This window comes from Streptomyces sp. CG 926, from assembly GCF_003148825.1.
In the GTDB taxonomy this organism is placed as follows: Bacteria; Actinomycetota; Actinomycetes; order Streptomycetales; family Streptomycetaceae; genus Streptomyces.
On record NZ_QGGZ01000006.1, the window covers coordinates 153320 to 171061 of the forward strand.

The window sequence follows — 17742 nt, forward strand, 5'->3', positions numbered from 1 at the left end:
CGAAACAGGACGCGACCTGTAGGACGGGTGTATCGGATGATTTCCGTCATATTCGATCTCGACGGCACCCTCGTGGACAGCGAGCCCAACTACTACGAGTCCGGGCGCCGCACCCTGGAGCGGCACGGGGTCCCCGATTTCACCTGGGAGCAGCACTCCCGCTTCATCGGCATCGGCACGCGGGAGACCCTGGAGATCCTGCGGGACCGGTACGGGATCCGGGCGCCGGTCGAGCGGCTGCTCGCCGAGCAGAACGCCGCGTACCTGGAGCTGGCCCGCACCCGGACCGAGGTCTTCCCGCAGATGCGGGGGTTCGTCGAGCGGCTGCACGGCGAGGGCGTCGCGATGGCGGTGGCCTCCGGCTCCTCGCTGGAGGCGATCGACGCGGTGCTGTCGGGCACCGGGCTGGACGCGCTGCTGACGACGACGGTCTCCGCCGAGGAGGTGGCGCGGGGCAAGCCCGCGCCGGACGTGTTCCTGGAGGCGGCGCGCCGACTGGGCGCCGAGCCCGCCGACTGCGTGGTCGTCGAGGACGCGGCGCCCGGGGCGCGGGCCGCGCACGCCGCGGGCATGGCCTGCGTGGCCGTCCCGTACACCCCGGACATGGCGCAGGACCCGGCCTTCGCCTCTGCCGAACTCCTCTTCCCGGGCGGGCAGCCGCAGTTCAGCGCGGACGCGGCGTACGACTGGCTGGCCGCACGCCGGACCGCCTAGCGCGTCGAGCGGTATCCGACCTCATCCCCCGGCGACCGCCCGCCGGGGTTCGGGCTCTCCGGACCTTCAGGCCTCCGGACGGGCCAGGCGACCGAGCAGGGCCACCGCGTCGCCGAGGGGCACCGGCCGGAAGAACTCCGCATCGGCCTGTTCGACGGCGGCGATCGCCCGTGGGGCCAGTTCGGCTCCGGCATCGGTCACGCGCAGCCGTTTGGCGCGGGTGTCGGCCGGGTCGACCTCCCGCGCGACGAGCCCTTTCTGTTCCAGGGTGCGCAGGACCTGGGAGGTCATCTTGACGTCGGTACCGGCCTGGCGGGCGACGGCCAGCTGATTGGGGTGCTCGCCCTGGCCGTTGAGCCACCAGGTACAGGCGAGCAGCACGAACTGCACGTGGGTGAGGTCGAGCGGGGCCAAGGCCGTGGCGATGTCGCGCTGCCAGCGCAGGGTGGCGTGCCACAGCAGGAACCCGGGGCTCTCGCCGGGGCTGAGCGGCATCAGCGGAGCGCCAGCTCGGCCAGCGCGGCCATCGTGTCGGGCCAGTCGGAGGTGATGCCCGGACCGATCTGCGCGCCGATCTCGTCGGCGCCGTCGCCGGTGATCTCCATCCGGTAGACCACCCGGATCCGGTCCGGGCCGATCGGGTCGATCCGGTGGACGGTCCGCAGCAGCAGGCCGTCGAAGCGCGCCTCGTCGACGAACAGTTCACCTTCGACCGCCTCGGCGATGCGCAGCGGGATCGGGTCCTCCCCCGGCGGCGTCATCGTGATCCGCGTACCGGCCGCGAAGGGGCCGTCGATCTCGATCTTCTGGATCTCGGCGTTCCAGGCGCCCCAGTTCTCCACGTCCGCCCAGAGCCGCCAGATCGCCTCGGGGGTGGCGCCGGTCTCGATGCTGTGCTCGTACTCCCACATGGCTGGTCTCCCTGATCGGATCGTCTGTCCATAGATTATCTACGCGCAGACTATTCGTCAACGATGCCGGGCCCGACCGCGCCGAGGAGACACCGTCCGCCCTCTGGTGGCCTGCGGGGGCGGCTGTCACCATGCCTGCGTGACCGCGACCCTGACCCCGGGCACCCGGAGCGGCGGACCGCGCCGCTGGCCCCTGCTCGGCAACCTGCCCGCCTTCGCCCGCGACCCACTGGCCTTCTTCGAGTCCCTGCGCGACGGCTACGGGGACTGGGTGCCCTGGGCGCTCGGCCGCCGGCGCAACATCCTGGTCTCCCGACCCGAGCACGCCGGCGAGCTGCTCGGGGCCGTCGAGTCCACCTTCCGGCCGACGGAACTGGGCTGGGCCTTCCGCCAGTTGCTGGGCGACGGCGTGGTCGTCGCCACCGGGGACGACTGGCGGCGCAAGCGGGCGCTGGTCCAGCCGGCCGTGCGGCCACGCCAGGTGCGCTCGTACGCCGCCACGATGGTCGAGTGCGCGGACGCCCTCGCGAGCGGCTGGCGCGCGGGGCAACGGGTCGACGTACACCGGGAGATGGCCGGACTCACCCAGCGGATCGCGGTGCGCACGCTGTTCGGGAGCGACGCCGCCGGCCGGGAGGCGCCCATCAGCGCGGCCATGGCCACGGCGCAGCGCGAACTGGGCGCGGAGTTCCGCGGGCTGACGCTGTTCCTGCCGCCCTGGGTACGCACTCCCGGGCGCCGCCGGATGCGGGCGGCCGTGGCGGTGCTCGACCGGGAGATCGAGCACGTCATCCGGGAGCACGAGGCGGCATCGGCGGCCGGCGCGGAACGGGACGACCTGCTCAGCCGACTGCTCGCGGCCCGCGACGAGAGCGGCGGGCCGCTCTCCCGCAAGGAGCTGCGGGACGAGTCGATCACCCTCTACATCGGCGGCCACGAGACCACCTCGACCACCCTGACCTGGGCCTGGCAGCTGCTGTCGGGGGCGCCGTCGGCACGGGCCCGGCTGACGGAGGAACTCGACCGGGTGCTCGGCGGGCGGCTGCCGACCTACGACGACTACGCGCGGCTGCCCTGGACCCAGCAGGTGGTCAAGGAGGCCTTGCGGATCTATCCGCCGATCTGGCTGATCTCGGCGGTGGCCACGGAGGGGGCGACCCTCGGCGGGCGCGCGGTACCGGCCGGAACCTCGGTATGGACCAGCCCCTGGTCGATGCCCCGCGACGCCCGGTGGTTCCCGGACCCGGAGGCCTTCCGCCCCGAACGGTGGGACGCGGACGCCCCGCACCCGGTGCCCGAGCACGCCTGGTTCCCCTTCGGCGGCGGCCCGCGGGCCTGTCTGGGCGCGCGGTTCGCGCTGGTGGAGGCCGCGCTCGTACTGGCGGTGCTGGCGCAGCGGTTCCACCTGGACAGCGGGAGCGCCCGGGCCGGGGTCTTCCCCGGGCTCACCTTGCAACCGACCGATCCGGTCCTGGCGACCCTGCGCCGCGCAGGCGCCGGCGCGCACGGCGGGGCCGCCCGCTGAACCACGGGGGTGCCCCTGAACCACGGGGGTGCCCCGAACCTCCCGGGAAGATCCGGGGCCCGCGACCGGTTGGTAGAACCGTGAACAACATGACGCGGAACGCCGCCGGGGACGTGGACGTGGTGGTCGTGGGTGCCGGTCAGGCGGGCCTGTCCAGCGCCTACCACCTCACCCGGGCGGAGATCGACCACGTGGTCCTCGACCACGCGCCCCGCCCGGGCGGCGCCTGGCAGTTCCGCTGGCCCTCGCTCACCTACGGCAAGGTCCACGGCATGCACGCCCTGCCCGGCCTGGAACTGACGGGCGCCGACCCGCTCCGACCGTCCTCGCAGGTCGTCGGGGAGTACTTCGCCGCCTACGAGGACCGCTTCGACCTGCGCGTGCACCGACCCGTGGACGTCTCCGCCGTACGCGAGGGGGACGCGGGGCGGCTGCGCGTGGAGACCTCGGTCGGCATCTGGACGGCCCGGGCCCTGATCAACGCCACCGGAACCTGGGACCGGCCGTTCTGGCCGCGCTACCCGGGCCAGGAGACCTTCCGCGGCCGCCAACTGCACACCGCGAACTATCCGGGGCCGCAGGAGTTCGCCGGGGCGCGAGTGGTCGTCGTCGGCGGTGGCACCTCGGCGGTGCAGCACCTGCTGGAGATCGCCGAGGTGGCGGCGGGGACCACCTGGGTGACCCGACGGCCCCCGGTCTTCCGCGACGGGAGCTTCGGTGAGGCCGAGGGCCGGGCCGCGGTGGCCCAGGTGGACGAGCGGGTGCGCCAGGGACTGCCTCCGCAGAGCGTGGTCAGCGTGACGGGACTCCCGCTGAACGACGCCGTCCGGGCCGGTCTGGCCTCGGGCGTGCTCGACCGGCGGCCCGTCTTCGACCGGATCACCCCCGCCGGCGTCGCCTGGGCGGACGGGAGCCACGTGGACGCGGACGTGATCCTGTGGGCCACCGGATTCCGGGCGGCCGTCGACCACCTCGCCCCGCTGCGCCTGCGCGAGCCGGGCGGCGGCATCCGGGTCGAGGGGACCCGGGCCGTGCGCGACGGGCGGATCCATCTGGTGGGCTACGGCCCGTCGGCGTCGACCGTCGGAGCCAACCGCGCGGGCGGCGCCGCGGTCCGCGAGATCCGTCGGCTCCTGAGCCGCGAAACGGCGGGCGCGCCGGTGGGCTGATCCGGTGGGCTGATCCGGTGGCCCTTCCGGGCCGCTTCCCGGACATCACCGGCGAGCATCGAGCGAGGGCCTCGCCCGCCCGCGTAGGGTCGACGGGCATGGCCACCCCCTCACCGACGGAGACCGTCCAACGCCTGTTCCCGCTGCTGGCCGAAGGGAAGAGTGCGGAGGCTGCGGCGCTGTTCGCCGACCGGGTGTCGTTCTCGATCCCGCACCCGCCGGGCATTCCGTGGGTTCCGGAGGTGGACTCGCCGGACGGCATGCGGACGTTCTTCGAGCTGCTGCGGACCCATGTGCGGCCCAAGGAGTTCGACCTGCGCCAGGTCATCGCCGAGGGCGACGACGTGGTGCTCCTCGGCCGCATGGTGTCCGAGGTCAGGAAGACCGGCCGGGACATCGACACCGCGTTCGCGCTGCACGCCACGGTCCGGGACGGGCGGATCACCCGCTACCACCTCTACGAGGACACCTACGCGGTGGCCACGGCCTACTTCGGCGACTGATCGGCCGCCGAGCGGACCCCGACCCGGACCCCACCCCGGACCCCACCCCCGAGCCGCCTCGCGCCGCCGGGCGCGGATGCGGCGGCCGTCCCGCGCGGCGTTCTACTGTGCTCGCATGGAACAGCGCATCACCCTGGTCACCCTGGGGGTTTCCGATCTCGCCCGCGCGAAGGGTTTCTACGAGGCCTTGGGCTGGCGGGGGCAGGAGGTCGAGGAGACGGTCTTCTTCCAGACCGGCGGGCTCGCACTGGTGCTGTGGGACCGGGAGAAGCTGGCGCGCGACTGCGGGGTCGAGCCCGGACCGGGCGGCGGCTTCGGCGGGATCGCCCTCGCCCACAACGTCCGCTCCGAGGCCGAGGTGGACGAGGTGCTGGCCGCGGCGCGAAGGGCGGGCGGCACCGTCACCAAGCCGGCGGCCGTCAATGCGATCGGGTTCTACTCCAGCGCTTTCACGGACCCGGACGGCCATTGCTGGGAAGTCGCACACAATCCGGGATTCCCCCTCGCCGCGGACGGATCGGTCACCCTGCCCGATTTCGGCGCCCCGAAGACCTGATCGAGACCGCGACGGACAGCGGACGGACCGGCGAAGCCCACCTCACCCATAAGTTCGATCGAGCATGCACGCACGCGAAACTCGACGCGCTCCTGCACCGACTCGCGGCCCCAGCAACCAGAATTTCCGTTCGCATGCACTGGGCTCCGCCGCTGACGCGACTCGATCCACGGTTTGCTCACCCCATCGACAGGAGGCCCGATGATCGGCGTGCTCGTGACTTTCACGCAGACCGGAACGTTCGATCGCTCCGCTCTCACAAAGATCGCCGACGAACTCCGAGCGCCATTCGAAGGTATGGCCGGCCTTCGCTTCAAGAGCTTCATGCTCGACGAAGACGGCGTTCGAGCAAGGAACTTCTATGTGTGGGACGACGAGGCGAAGGCCCGCGCCTTCTTCACGGAGGAGATCGTCGACAAGGTGACGCACATCTACGGTGTGGCGCCGCACATCGAGTTCCTCGATGTCGTGGGGTTCGTCGACAACTCCGGCACCTGACGACAACCACCTGCGGCGAACGCTTCGGGCGGCCGGATGCCGAGGTTTGCGGCGGCGTGACGAGCGAGAGGCCGAAGCCCTCATCGACTGTCGGGACGGAAGGCACCGGAGATTCTCGTCCTCGATGACGACAACCGCTATCGCGGAGAAAGAGAGCCCCCTCCCCGTACGGACAAGCGTCGCCGCAGAATCCATCGATGTACGGGCGGTGTCAGGCCGGCACCCACGACAAACCCGATCGCCACGCTCTGGCTCGCGGACGCGACGACCCCTATGAGCCCGCACAGAATCATGCCGGTCACGACCAGGCCCGCAACCTTGACGCGGGGGGCCGACGCGTTCAGCCATTTCACCGTGGATAAAGTTACGAGATACACGGTGGAGCCGAAAGCGGCCGCCGCCAGAGCAGTGAGACCATTCATTCCGCAACCTTTCACGATCGGAAGACGGCATGCGACTCTCCGGCCGCAACGGTCCCCCGTCGACGGAGAGTCGTGTCGGGTGGATCGAAATGAACACTAGCGATCCGTACAGGACGATCAACAGACTTGAGTATTTCCTGAGGATCCCTCACTGAATGATCCCGGCGCCACCCGTTCTCGTCAGGTGAACGGATGACCGGCCGAGGTGATGTCAGCACTCCGCCCTCAGCCTGTCGGGGGAGCCCCGACGGGGAACTCCCGGTCCGGGGTGGCGGCGGCCTGGGCCGCCTCGTCCGCGTAGACGCGGACCGTCCCGTCCCGTACATCCGCCACCGGATCCCGCCAGTTCTCGGTGGGTCCGGGGATCAGGACGTGGGGGATCCGCAGCTCGGCGTCGTAGACCAGGAGGGACACGATGTCGTAGAGCCATTGGCCGATCGAGGTGTACCCCTGCTCCGGATGGTCGTCCGGGCCGCCGATCCGGATGACGAAGAACCGCTCGTCCAGCCAGTGACCGCCGTTGTCCAGCCACTCCCCCTCCAGGACGGGCACGCCGTCCACCCACAGCCGCGCCTCGCCGGGGCCGCCGCGGAGCAGCATCACTGCGCTGTGGCGGTCGTCGCCGCTGAACCGGACCCGGATCTCGTGCGAGGTGTAGCAGTCGATGAAGGAGCTGCACGCCCCCGGGACCGGGCCGCTGCGGCCGAAGGGGCGGACGTCCGGACGCGGCTCGGGATCCTGCCCGCAGACCTCGGGGGTGCGGCAGGCCCGGTCGACCCGCCGGGAACAGCCGAGTCCCATGGCCGCGAGATCGCGCGGGGCCGCCCGGGAGAGCAGCTCGGCGAGTCGGTCGCGGTAGGGCTCCTCGCCGATGAGCGGAACGAGGTCGTTCTGCCTCTGCCACCACAGGTGCAGGTCCACACCGGCCGGGGAACGGGCCAGCCAGTCCGCCCAGGCCGCGGTCTGCCTTCCCCAGCGTTCTTCGATCAGGTGCCGCCGGGCCGTTTCGGCCTGCGCCGCCGCTTCGGCCTGCGCCGCCTGCTCGGCCCGCTCCGTCGGCTCGGCGCGTACGGGTCGCCCGGCGCCGGCACCCGGCCCGCCTCGCTGCGGCTTCGCTCTCCCTGGCCACTTCACGGCTCTCGGCCCCCTCGGTCGACGCTTCCGGCAGGCCGCCGATCGTAGGGCCGCCGCCGCGGCCGGCGCCCCTCATTTCCCGGTGGGCCCGGCCTGACCGGTGCGGGAGCCCGCGCTCGCGTGGATCCGGTTGAACTCCGCGACGTGCTTCTTGTGTTCCTCGTAGGTCGCCGAGAAACGGGTGTCGCCCGCCTTGACGGTGACGAAGAACAACCAGTCGCCGGGCGTCGGGGCGACCGCGGCCGCCATCGCTCCCAGCCCGGGGTTGTCGATCGGCGTGGGGGGCAGCCCCTGGCGTTCGTAGGTGTTGAAGGGGCTGTCGATCCGGGTGTCGCTCAGCTTGGTGTGCAGGGTGCTGCGGTTCAGGGCGTAGTTGATGGTGGAGTCCATCTGGAGCGGCATCGACTTCGCCAGCCGGTTGTGCACCACCCGTGCGACCTTGCCCATGTCGGCGCGGCCTTCGGCCTCCGCCTCGATGATGCTCGCGAGGGTGGCCGTCTGGTACGGGGTCATCCCGTGGGCCTTGCCGCCGTCGGCGACGGCCCGGGTGGCGAGCTTCTGGTTCGCCGTCCGCACCATGAGCGTGAGGAGGGTGGCCGGGGTGGATTTCGAGGTCACGGGGTACGTCGCCGGGAAGAGGAAGCCCTCCGGGTTGCCCTTGGCCTCCGCGGGCAGTGCCAGCCCGGCGGTGGGCACCGCCTTCTTCGTGGATCCCGGCGGGAGCTTCAGCTCGCGGTCGATCGCGGCGTACACCTGCGGGGCCCGCCAGCCCTCGGGGATCAGCAGCCGACGTGGTGTCTCCGGCACGTCGCCACCGCGCAGTATCGGTATCAGGACCGCCGCACCGAGGGCGAGCAGCGTGCCGAGGAAGAGCGCCAGCCGGCCCCGGCGGGTCAGCCGGGAACGGCGCTGCGGCGGCCGGTACTCATGACGCATACGGGAACGCTAACCCGCGATTCGTCACATTTCCGGCACCCGACCTGCGCGCCGGTCATACGGTCATACGTTTACCGGAGCCAGCTGGACGCCCTCCGGCGGCTCGGGCGCCGGCTCGGCGTCCTGGTCCCGGCGGACCAGGGCCGCGTACCGACCGTCGACCCCCAGCAGCTCCTCGTGCGTGCCGCGTTCGGCGATGCGCCCGGCGTCCAGGACCACGATCTGGTCGGCGTCGCGGACGGTGGAGAGGCGGTGGGCGATGGTGATGGTGGTACGCCCCGCGGAGAGGTTGTCGATGGCCCGCTGGACGGCATGCTCGGTGCGGGTGTCCAGGGCGCTCGTGGCCTCGTCGAGGATCAGTACCGGCGGATCCCGCAGGATGGTGCGGGCGATGGCCAGGCGCTGTTTCTCGCCTCCGGAGAAGCGGTACCCGCGCTCACCGACCAGGGTGTCGTACCCGTCGGGCAGGGAGGCGATGTGGTCGTGGATCTGGGCCGCGCGGGCGGCTTCGGTGATCTCCTCGTCGGTGGCGTCCGGCTTGGCGAAGCGCAGGTTGTCGGCGACCGAGGCGTGGAAGAGGTAGGTCTCCTGGGAGACCACGCCGATCGAGCGGGCCAGCGAGTCGAAGTCGAGGTCGCGCACGTCCACCCCGTCGAGGGCGACCCGTCCGCCGGTGACGTCGTAGAGCCGTGGCACCAGGTAGCTGAGCGTGCTCTTGCCGGAGCCGGTCGGGCCGACGACGGCGAGGGAGCCGCCGGCCGGGACGGTGATGTCGATCCCCGAGAGGGTCGGACCGTTCTTGGCGTCGTACGCGAAGTGCACGTCCTCCAGGGTGACCTCGCCCTTGGCCCGGTCGAGGCGCACCGCGTCCGCACGCTCGGTGATGTCCACCGGCAGGTCGAGGTACTCGAAGATGCGGGCGAACAGCGCCAGGGAGGTCTGTATCTGCACACCGGTCGACAGCAGGCTCACGGCGGGCCGGAACAGGCCCTGCTGGAGCGTCACGAAGGCGACGAGGGTGCCGACGGACAGCGAGGGGGCGCCCGTCTGCAGGGCTATGCCGGCCGCCCAGTAGATGAGCGCGGGCATCGCGGCCATCACGATGCCGATCGTGGACATCCGCCACCGCCCGGCCATGCTGGAGCGCACCTCCAGGTCGACGAGCTTCTCGGACTCGACCGAGAAGGCCGCGGTGAGGGACTCGGAGCGGCCCATGGTGCGGCCGAGCAGGATGCCGCTCACCGAGAGCGACTCGGTGACCGTCGCGGCCATGGCGGCCATCTGCTTCTGCCGCTTCGTCGTGATCCGCTTGCGCTCGTGTCCGACCCGCCGGCTGATCCACACGAAGACGGGCAGCAGGAGCAGCGAGACCAGGGTGAGCCGCCAGTCGAGCGCGAGCATGGCGACCACCGTGGCGATGACGGCCGTCAGGTTCGAGACGAGCGAGGTCGCGGTGGAGGTGACGGTGGCCTGCATGCCACCGATGTCGTTCGCGATGCGGGACTGCACCTCTCCGGTGCGGGTCCGCGTGAAGAAGGCCAACGGCATCCGCTGGAGCTGCGCGTAGACGGCGGTGCGCAGGTCGTGCATGACGCGCTGGCCGACGGTGGTGGAGATGAAGGTCTGGAGCACGCCGAAGACGCTGGTGACGACGGCGGTCAGGATCATGCCGAGCGCGAGCAGGCTGAGCAACCCCGTGCGTCCCTGCGGGATCGCGACGTCGAGTATCTCGCGGAGCATGAACGGCGAGGCGACGCCGACCAGCGAGGAGGCGCCGACCAGCAGGCCGACGACGGCGAGCCGACCGCGGTAGGGCCGGAACAGCCCCACGATGCGGCGCAGCTCACGCGGCTGCTCCGCCGGGGCGGGACGGGCGGGGTCGATGGGGTCTTTCGATGGGATCCACTTCGGTTCGTCGTGTGGCATGGGCACCCTCTCGGGGGTCGGAAGTCGGTGGTCGGCGGTCGGGTCTACGCGAAGGTCCCCTTCGGTGAGGTCGGGACCATTGGAGCATAGGTCATTGTTACCTATACTCACAATGAACGGCATCCTGATATTGTTCCCGCATGAGCTCCGCCTCCGACAGCGATCGCCTCCTCGCCGAACAGCTCCTGCGCCTGACGCGCAGGCTGCACCGGATCCAGAAGCGCCACATGGTGCCGCTCGGGATCACTCCCGCCCAGAGTCGTTTGCTGCGCCTCGTCTCGCACTACGAGGGCGAGCAGGCACCCCGTATGGCGGATCTCGCCGCCCGTCTGGAAGTCGTCCCGCGCGCGGTGACCACCCTCGTGGACGGCCTGGAGGCGGCCGAGTGCGTACGGCGCGCCCCCGACCCCGCGAACCGCCGGGTCATCCGGATCGAGCTCACCGACACCGGCCGCGCCACGCTGCGCCGGCTGCGCAACGCGCGAACCGACGCGGCGGAGGAGATCCTGGCTCCGTTGACCGCCGACCAGCGCGAAGTGCTCGGCGGTCTGCTGAACGCCCTGTCGGACGCCCCGGCGGAGCGCACCTGCTGAGTAGGCCACCCGAGGGCCTCGACGACGCGAGGGGTCGCAGATGCCGCTGCTGGAACCGAAGCCGGGGGCCCTGCGCCCCCGCGGCATCGGCGGCCCCGCCCCCGACCGGTTCCCCGGGCACCGGTCCGGCGGCACGCCCGAGCCGCTGCGCACCGAGCTGACCGCGCTGCTCGGCCCCGAGAAGGTGCTGTGGAAGGTCTCCGACCTGGTCCGCTACGCCTCCGACGCCTCCCCCTACCGCTTCGTCCCCCAGGTGGTGGTGGTCGCCGAGGACATCGACGACGTCTCCGCGGTGCTCTCCTACGCCCACGGCCGCCGGCGCGAGGTCGTCTTCCGGGCCGCCGGGACCTCGCTCAACGGCCAGGCCCAGGGCGAGGACATCCTGGTCGACGTACGCCGCCACTGGGTCGGGATCGAGGTGCTGGAGGAGGGGAGGCGGGCCCGGATCCGGCCCGGCACCACCGTGGCCCGGGCGAACGCGGCCCTCGCCCGGCACGGCCGGATCCTCGGCCCCGACCCGGCCAGCGCCGCCGCCTGCACCCTGGGCGGGGTCGTCGCCAACAACGCCTCCGGCATGACGGCGGGCACCACCCGCAACTCCTACCGCACCCTCTCCTCCCTCACCTTCGTCCTGCCCGGCGGCACCGTCGTGGACACCGCCGACCCCCTGGCCGACGAGGAACTGGCACGCGCCGAACCGGCCCTGTGCCACGGGTTGATGGAGATCAAGCGGGAGATCGAGGCCGATCCGGCTCTGGTCGCCCGGATCCGCGCCAAGTACGAGATCAAGAACACCACCGGTTACCGCCTCGACGCCTACCTGGACGGCACCACGCCCGTCGAGATCCTGCGCGGGCTCATGGTCGGCTCGGAGGGCACCCTCGGCTTCATCTCCGAGGTCGTCCTCGACACCCTCCCGCTGGACCGCGAGGTCTGCTCGGCCCTGCTCTTCTTCCCCTCGCTGCCCGCCGCGGCCGCGGCGGTGCCCCTCTTCAACGAAGCGGGAGCCGTCGCCGTCGAGCTGATGGACGGCAACACCCTGCGCGCCTCCGTCAGCGTCGCGGGGGTGCCCGCCGACTGGGCGGACCTGCCCCGCGACACCACGGCCCTGCTCGTGGAGTTCCGCGCGCCGGACCGAGCCGGCCGGGACGCCTGCGCGGACCGGGCCGCCCGGGTCCTCGGCGACCTCGACCTGGTCGCCCCGGTGGCCTCGATCACCAACGCCTTCACCGGCGACCCGAAGACCGTGGGCGGCTACTGGCGGGCCCGCAAGGCCTTCGTGACCGCCGTCGGCGGCGCCCGCGCCCGGGGCACCACCTTGATCACCGAGGATTTCGCGGTGCCTCCGGCCCGGCTGGCCGAGGCCTGCGAGGCACTCCTCGCGCTCCAGGCGGAGCACGGCTTCGACGCGGCCGTCGCAGGTCACGCGGCCCACGGCAACCTGCACTTCATGCTCGCCTTCGACGCCGCCGACCCCGCCGACGTCGAGCGGTACGGGGCCTTCATGGACGCCTTCTGCCGGCTCACCGTGGAGCGGTTCGACGGCTCCCTGAAGGCGGAGCACTCCACGGGCCGCAACATGGCCCCCTTCCTGGAGCTGGAATGGGGTCCCGCGGCCGCCGCCCTGATGTGGCGCACGAAGCGGCTGGTCGACCCGGACGGAGTGCTCGCGCCGCGCGTCCTCCTCGACCGCGACCCGCGCGCCCATCTGCGCGGTCTGAAGACCATTCCGCAGGTGGAGGCCGTGGCCGACCCGTGCATCGAGTGCGGCTTCTGCGAACCGGTCTGCCCCAGCCAGGACCTGACGACCACGCCGCGCCAGCGGATCGTGCTGCGCCGCGAGATGATGCGCCAGCAGCCCGGCTCCCCCGTGCTGGACGAACTGCTCGCCGCCTACGGTTACGACGCGGTGGACACCTGCGCGGGCGACTCCACCTGCAAGCTCGCCTGCCCGGTCGGCATCGACACCGGGGCGCTGATGAAGGACTTCCGCCACCGCCAGCACGGCCCGCGCGAGGAGGCCGCCGCCGCGCTGGCCGCGCGGCGGTTCGGGGTCGCCGAGTCCGCGGCACGGCTGGTGGTGGCGGCCGCCGACCGCATCCCGCCCCGGGTCGGGGACCCGCTGCTGGCGGCGGTCACCGGGGCCGCGCGCAAGGCCGTACGTCCGGACCTGGTCCCGCGGTGGCTCGCGGAGCTCCCGGGCGCCGCGGCGCGGCACCTGCCCGCGACCCGGCGGGTGGGCGCGGCGGCCGTGTACTACCCGGCCTGCGTCAACCGGATCTTCGGCGGCCCGGAGGGCCCGCCCGGCCCCTCGCTGCCCCAGGCCGTGGTGGCCGTGTCGCAGCGGGCCGGCCGACCCGTCTGGATCCCCGGCGACGTCGGCGGCACCTGCTGCGCCACGATCTGGCACTCCAAGGGATACGAGGCCGGCACCCGGGTGATGGCCAACCGGATCGTCGAGGCGGCCTGGGGCTGGACCGCCGGCGGGCTGCTGCCGCTGGTCGTCGACGCCTCCTCCTGCACGCTGGGCATCGCGCGCGAGGTGGTTCCGTACCTGACTCCGCAGAACCGGACCCTGCACGCGGAGCTGCGCGTCCTCGACTCGATCGTGTGGGCCGCCGAGGAGTTGCTGCCGCGTCTGGAGATCCGTCGCACGGTGGGCTCCGCCGTGCTCCACCCCACCTGTTCGATGCGGCACCTGGGTGACGAGGACCGGCTGCGGGCGGTGGCCGAGGCGTGCGCCGAGGAGGTGGTGGTCCCCGACGACGCGGGCTGCTGCGCCTTCGCGGGCGATCGGGGCATGCTGCATCCGGAGCTGACGGCTTCGGCGACGGCGCGCGAGGCGGCCGAGGTCACCGCGCGGGCCTTCGACGTCCATCTGTCGGCGAACCGGATGTGCGAGGTGGGCATGGAAGGGGCGACGGGACGGAGTTACCACTCGGCGCTGCTCGAACTGGAGCGCGCCACCCGCCCCTGAGCGCCGGGGCGCGCGACCCCCGTGACCAGGCGCCACGCCGCCCCCGCCGCCGTAAACCCGCTGGCCGCGGCGGGCGTCCCGCGGAAAATCGATTGCCCGGCACCGGTCCGGAAGGCGAACCTTGCACGGTTTGGACCACTCGACCAGTCATGGGGCGTCATGCAGATCAGCGATCTTCCGTATCCGGATCCAGGGGTACCCGACGCTCGTTCCGGCCCCCGGTTCCTGCTGTGGCTGGGGCGCGGTCAACTCGGTGGACAGCTCAAGAGCCTGTGCTGGGGCATGCTGCACTTCACCGGTGTCGCCGCCCTGCCGTACGCCGTGGGCCTCGGTGTCAACGCGGTGGTCGACCGCGAGCCGAACCGCCTGCTGCTCGTCGGCGCGCTGCTCCTGGCCATCGGCGTCGCCATCTCGGTCGGCGACTCGATGCTCCACCGCACCGCCGTCACCAACTGGATCACCGCCGCGGCCCGGGTGCAGCAACTCCTCGCGCGCAAGACGGCCGAACTGGGCTCCGCGCTCACCCGGCGGGTCGCCGCGGGTGAGGTGGTCGCCGTGTCCACGGGCGACGTGGAGAAGATCGGATGGTTCGTCGAGGCGGTCTCGCGCTTCCTCGCGGCCCTCTTCTCCGTCGTCCTCGTCTGCGTGGGCCTGTTGTTCTTCGCCCCCGAGCTCGGTGTGGTCGTCGCCATCGGCGTCCCGCTGATCGCCCTGTCGCCGCTGCCCCTGCTGCCGCGCGCCACCCGACGCGCCGACGTCCAGCGGGAGAAGGCGGGCAAGGCCACGGAGCTGGCCTCCGACACCGTCGCGGGCCTGCGCGTGCTGCGCGGCATCGGCGGTGAGGAACTCTTCCTCGGCCGCTATCGCGAGGCCTCGCAGGAGGTCCGCGCGGCCGCCGTGCGCAGCGCGCGGATGTGGGCACTGATCTCCGCGATCCAGGTGGTGCTCCCGGGCGCCCTGATGATCACGGTGGTCTGGTACGGCGCCACGCTCGTCTCGGACGGGCACATCGCGGTGGGCGAACTCGTCGCCGCGTTCAGCGCGGTGGCGACCCTGCTCTACCCGCTGCGGCATTTCCAGGAGATCGCCATGGCGTACTCCTTCTCCCGTCCCTCCGCCAAGCGCGCCGCCCGGGTGCTGTCGCTGAACCGGACGGACGCCGCCGCCACCGCCGCCGTCGAGCACCTCGCCCGCACCGAGCCGGTGAGGGCACCGGCCCCCGGCGGGGACCTGTACGACCCGCGGACCGGACTGTTGGCCCCCGCGGGGCGGTTCACCGCCGTCGTGTGCGGGGACCCGGACCTGGCGGGACGGCTCGCCGAACGCCTGGGCGGCCACCCGATGGACGAGGCCGCGGCTTCGGACGCGGGGACGGATGCCACGCAGGAGGCCACGGCCGGTGCGCCGTCCGTGCTCCTCGGCGGGGTCGCGCTGGACGAGCTGGACCTGGACACCGCGCGCACCCTGGTCCTCGTACAGGACAAGGATCCGGTGCTGCTGTCCGGGACGCTGCGGGAGCTGTTCGACGTTCCGGCCTCCGGTGCTGTCGATTCCGCCGCGGCGCTGGGCGCGGCCCAGTGCGCGGACGTCCTGGACGCGCTGCTGCAGTCGGCGCCCGACGGGGTCGAGGACCCGATGGACGCCCGGATCACCGAGCGCGGCCGGTCCCTGTCGGGCGGCCAGCGTCAGCGTCTCGCGCTGGCCCGGTCCCTGGTCACGGATCCGGAGGTGCTGGTGCTCGACGAGCCGACCTCCGCGGTCGACTCGCACACCGAGGCGCGGATCGCGGACGGCATCGCGGCCCTGCGCGCCGGGCGGACCACGGTGGTACTGGCGTCCTCGCCGTTGCTGCTGGACCGCGCGGACCGGGTCGTGCTCGTCGACGAGGGCACGGTGGCGGCGGTCGGTACGCACCGCGAGCTGCTGCAGCGCGAGCCGCGCTACCGGGCGGTCGTCACGCGCGAGACCGACGAGGAGCGGGGGCTCGGCGGGGCGGAACCGACGGAACTGACGGAACTGGAAGAAGTACTCACAGAGATCGAGGAATCCGCATGATCGGCGTGGCGCCGCCGGAGTACGATCCGGCCGCCCCGGAGTCGGCCGCGACCCTGCCCGTGGGCACGTCGGCGACCGTACGGGGCTATGTGCGCGGCCTGTTCCGACGCCACCGGCGGGCCTTCGTGGTGCTGGTGAGCGTCAACGCGGCCGCGGTGATCGCCTCCATGGCCGGCCCGTACCTGCTGGGCCAGGTCGTGGACGACCTCTCGGTGGGGGCGCGCGAGCTGCATCTGGGGCGCGTCGCGCTGCTGTTCGCGCTGGCCCTGGCGGTCCAGACGTTCTTCGTCAGGCTGGTCAGATTGCGCGGGGCGATGCTCGGCGAGGAGATGCTGGCCGATCTGCGCGAGGACTTCCTGGTGCGGTCGGTAGGTCTGCCGCCGGGCGTGCTGGAGCGGGCCGGTACCGGTGACCTGCTGTCGCGGATCACCACCGACATCGACCGGCTGGCGAACGCCATGCGCGAGGCCGTGCCACAACTGACCATCGGCGTGGTGTGGGCGGGGCTGCTGTTCGGGGCGCTCGCGGTGACCGCGCCGCCGCTGGCGCTCGCCGCGCTGGTGGCGCTGCCGGTGCTGGTGATCGGCTGCCGCTGGTACTTCCGGCGGGCGCCGTCGGCGTACCGCTCGGAGGCGGCCGGTTACGCGGCGGTCTCGGCCGTGCTCACCGAAACGGTGGACGCGGGCCGCACGGTCGAGGCGCACCGCCTCGGGCCGGAGCGGATCGCGCTGTCGGAACGGCGTATCTCTCAGTGGGTGGCGTGGGAGCGGTACACGCTGTTCCTGCGGACGGTCCTCTTCCCGGTCATCAACGTCACCTTTGTGACGATCCTCGGCTCGGTGCTGATGATCGGCGGGTTCTGCGTGATGCGGGGCTGGATGTCGGTCGGGCAGCTGACCACGGGCGCGCTCCTCGCGCAGATGCTGGTCGATCCGATCGGTCTGATCCTGCGCTGGTACGACGAGTTGCAGGTCGCGCAGGTCTCGCTCGGCCGCCTGGTGGGCGTGCGGGAGATCGAACCGGACGCCGGGGACGCGAAGGTGGCGCCCGAGGGCCGGGACGTGCGGGCCCAGGAGGTCCGCTTCGGCTACCGGGAGGGCGTGGACGTCCTGCACCAGGTGTCGATGTCCGTGCCGCCGGGCACGCGGATGGCGCTGGTCGGCCCCTCGGGCGCGGGCAAGTCCACCCTGGGACGGCTGCTCGCGGGCATCTACGCGCCCCGGACCGGCGAGGTCACCCTCGGCGGGGCGCGGCTGTCACGGATGCCCGCGGAACGGGTGCGGGAGCACGTGGCCCTGGTCAACCAGGAGCACCACGTGTTCGTGGGCACGCTGCGGGACAACCTCCGCCTCGCGCGGACGGACGCCGGGGACACCGAGCTGTGGGCGTCGCTGGCCGCGGTGGACGCCGACGGCTGGGCCCGGGCCATGGAGTCGGGCCTGGACACCGAGGTCGGTTCGGGCGGCACGGCGCTGACCCCGGCGCAGGCGCAGCAGATCGCGCTGGCCCGGCTGGTGCTGGCCGATCCGCACACGCTGGTGCTGGACGAGGCCACCTCGCTGCTGGACCCGCGCGCGGCACGGCACTTGGAGCGCTCGCTGGCCCGGGTGCTGGACGGCCGTACGGTCATCGCCATCGCCCACCGGCTGCACACCGCGCACGACGCGGATGTGATCGCGGTGGTGGAGGGCGGCCGGATCAGCGAACTCGGCTCGCACGACGAGCTGGTCGCCGCCGACGGGGCGTACGCGGCCCTGTGGCGTTCCTGGCACGGCTGAGCCGAGCCACGAAAGCACCGGGCGGCGGAGGTGACCGGTCCCTCC

15 protein-coding genes are annotated in these 17742 nt (G+C 72.5%); 10 read left to right on the forward strand and 5 right to left on the reverse strand.

Annotated elements, in window-relative coordinates; translation table 11 throughout:
- Positions 1-36: 36 nt before the first annotated feature.
- On the forward strand, positions 37-714 hold the full coding sequence (locus BCL76_RS17710; protein ID WP_109780461.1) for an HAD family hydrolase: 678 nt from the start codon (positions 37-39) through the stop codon (positions 712-714).
- Positions 715-780: 66 nt separating this feature from the next.
- Here BCL76_RS17710 and BCL76_RS17715 read toward each other — a convergent pair whose 3' ends face one another.
- The gene (locus BCL76_RS17715) at positions 781-1209 is read right to left on the reverse strand and encodes a MarR family winged helix-turn-helix transcriptional regulator (RefSeq protein WP_109780462.1); all 429 of its coding nucleotides are present in this window, start codon (positions 1207-1209) and stop codon (positions 781-783) included.
- Entirely contained in the window at positions 1209-1625 is a 417-nt protein-coding gene (locus tag BCL76_RS17720) for an SRPBCC family protein (RefSeq protein ID WP_109780463.1), read from the reverse strand. Before BCL76_RS17720 ends, BCL76_RS17715 begins: the two co-directional genes overlap by 1 nt.
- A 139-nt stretch (positions 1626-1764) precedes the next feature.
- Between BCL76_RS17720 and BCL76_RS17725 the strand changes: the two genes are divergently transcribed.
- The 5 genes from BCL76_RS17725 to BCL76_RS17745 all read left to right on the forward strand — a co-directional run bounded on the left by BCL76_RS17725 (position 1765) and on the right by BCL76_RS17745 (position 5876).
- Positions 1765-3150 carry a cytochrome P450 gene (locus BCL76_RS17725; protein WP_109780464.1) on the forward strand — a complete coding sequence of 462 codons (1386 nt, stop codon included), beginning with the start codon at positions 1765-1767 and terminating at the stop codon, positions 3148-3150.
- An 89-nt stretch (positions 3151-3239) separates the two neighbouring features.
- Complete coding sequence (locus BCL76_RS17730; protein ID WP_109780692.1) at positions 3240-4319, forward strand: NAD(P)-binding domain-containing protein; 1080 nt, start codon at positions 3240-3242, stop codon at positions 4317-4319.
- 98 nt (positions 4320-4417) lie between these two features.
- Positions 4418-4822, forward strand: coding sequence for a nuclear transport factor 2 family protein (locus BCL76_RS17735; protein WP_109780465.1), 405 nt, complete (start codon positions 4418-4420; stop codon positions 4820-4822).
- A gap of 115 nt (positions 4823-4937) precedes the next feature.
- Complete coding sequence (locus tag BCL76_RS17740; protein WP_109780466.1) at positions 4938-5378, forward strand: VOC family protein; 441 nt, start codon at positions 4938-4940, stop codon at positions 5376-5378.
- A 201-nt stretch (positions 5379-5579) separates the two neighbouring features.
- The gene (locus tag BCL76_RS17745; protein WP_109780467.1) at positions 5580-5876 is read left to right on the forward strand and encodes a hypothetical protein; all 297 of its coding nucleotides are present in this window, start codon (positions 5580-5582) and stop codon (positions 5874-5876) included.
- 647 nt (positions 5877-6523) lie between these two features.
- Here BCL76_RS17745 and BCL76_RS17755 read toward each other — a convergent pair.
- From BCL76_RS17755 to BCL76_RS17765, 3 genes are all read right to left on the reverse strand, one after another.
- A complete protein-coding gene (locus BCL76_RS17755) occupies positions 6524-7432 on the reverse strand; it encodes a hypothetical protein (RefSeq protein WP_109780469.1) in 909 nt (302 codons plus the stop codon).
- A 72-nt stretch (positions 7433-7504) separates the two neighbouring features.
- Positions 7505-8368 (reverse strand): endolytic transglycosylase MltG, encoded by an 864-nt coding sequence (gene mltG / locus BCL76_RS17760; RefSeq protein WP_109780470.1) that lies wholly within the window; start codon positions 8366-8368, stop codon positions 7505-7507.
- Between the two features lie 63 nt (positions 8369-8431).
- Positions 8432-10294 carry an ABC transporter ATP-binding protein gene (locus BCL76_RS17765; protein ID WP_109780471.1) on the reverse strand — a complete coding sequence of 621 codons (1863 nt, stop codon included), beginning with the start codon at positions 10292-10294 and terminating at the stop codon, positions 8432-8434.
- A 140-nt stretch (positions 10295-10434) separates the two neighbouring features.
- Here BCL76_RS17765 and BCL76_RS17770 point away from each other — a divergent pair, with 140 nt between their 5' ends.
- The 4 genes from BCL76_RS17770 to BCL76_RS17785 all read left to right on the forward strand — a co-directional run bounded on the left by BCL76_RS17770 (position 10435) and on the right by BCL76_RS17785 (position 17697).
- Positions 10435-10887 (forward strand): MarR family winged helix-turn-helix transcriptional regulator, encoded by a 453-nt coding sequence (locus tag BCL76_RS17770; protein WP_109780472.1) that lies wholly within the window; start codon positions 10435-10437, stop codon positions 10885-10887.
- Positions 10888-10927: 40 nt separating this feature from the next.
- The gene (locus tag BCL76_RS17775; RefSeq protein ID WP_109780473.1) at positions 10928-13864 is read left to right on the forward strand and encodes an FAD-binding and (Fe-S)-binding domain-containing protein; all 2937 of its coding nucleotides are present in this window, start codon (positions 10928-10930) and stop codon (positions 13862-13864) included.
- A 159-nt stretch (positions 13865-14023) separates the two neighbouring features.
- Positions 14024-15919, forward strand: coding sequence for an ABC transporter ATP-binding protein (locus BCL76_RS17780; protein WP_109780474.1), 1896 nt, complete (start codon positions 14024-14026; stop codon positions 15917-15919).
- The gene (locus BCL76_RS17785) at positions 15916-17697 is read left to right on the forward strand and encodes an ABC transporter ATP-binding protein (RefSeq protein WP_109780475.1); all 1782 of its coding nucleotides are present in this window, start codon (positions 15916-15918) and stop codon (positions 17695-17697) included. The genes BCL76_RS17780 and BCL76_RS17785 overlap by 4 nt, the downstream gene beginning before the upstream one ends.
- The last annotated feature ends 45 nt before the right edge of the window (positions 17698-17742 follow it).

Bases quoted from the DNA above. Each gene is read 5' to 3' on its own strand.
- BCL76_RS17715 (WP_109780462.1), bottom strand. From the start codon at position 1,209: ATGCCGCTCAGCCCCGGCGAGAGCCCCGGGTTCCTGCTGTGGCACGCC.
- BCL76_RS17735 (WP_109780465.1), top strand. From the start codon at position 4,418: ATGGCCACCCCCTCACCGACGGAGACCGTCCAACGCCTGTTCCCGCTG.
- BCL76_RS17765 (WP_109780471.1), bottom strand. From the start codon at position 10,294: ATGCCACACGACGAACCGAAGTGGATCCCATCGAAAGACCCCATCGAC.
- BCL76_RS17780 (WP_109780474.1), top strand. From the start codon at position 14,024: ATGCAGATCAGCGATCTTCCGTATCCGGATCCAGGGGTACCCGACGCT.
- BCL76_RS17785 (WP_109780475.1), top strand. From the start codon at position 15,916: ATGATCGGCGTGGCGCCGCCGGAGTACGATCCGGCCGCCCCGGAGTCG.
- BCL76_RS17710 (WP_109780461.1), top strand. From the start codon at position 37: ATGATTTCCGTCATATTCGATCTCGACGGCACCCTCGTGGACAGCGAG.
- BCL76_RS17770 (WP_109780472.1), top strand. From the start codon at position 10,435: ATGAGCTCCGCCTCCGACAGCGATCGCCTCCTCGCCGAACAGCTCCTG.
- BCL76_RS17730 (WP_109780692.1), top strand. From the start codon at position 3,240: ATGACGCGGAACGCCGCCGGGGACGTGGACGTGGTGGTCGTGGGTGCC.
- BCL76_RS17740 (WP_109780466.1), top strand. From the start codon at position 4,938: ATGGAACAGCGCATCACCCTGGTCACCCTGGGGGTTTCCGATCTCGCC.
- mltG (WP_109780470.1), bottom strand. From the start codon at position 8,368: ATGCGTCATGAGTACCGGCCGCCGCAGCGCCGTTCCCGGCTGACCCGC.
- BCL76_RS17745 (WP_109780467.1), top strand. From the start codon at position 5,580: ATGATCGGCGTGCTCGTGACTTTCACGCAGACCGGAACGTTCGATCGC.
- BCL76_RS17775 (WP_109780473.1), top strand. From the start codon at position 10,928: ATGCCGCTGCTGGAACCGAAGCCGGGGGCCCTGCGCCCCCGCGGCATC.
- BCL76_RS17720 (WP_109780463.1), bottom strand. From the start codon at position 1,625: ATGTGGGAGTACGAGCACAGCATCGAGACCGGCGCCACCCCCGAGGCG.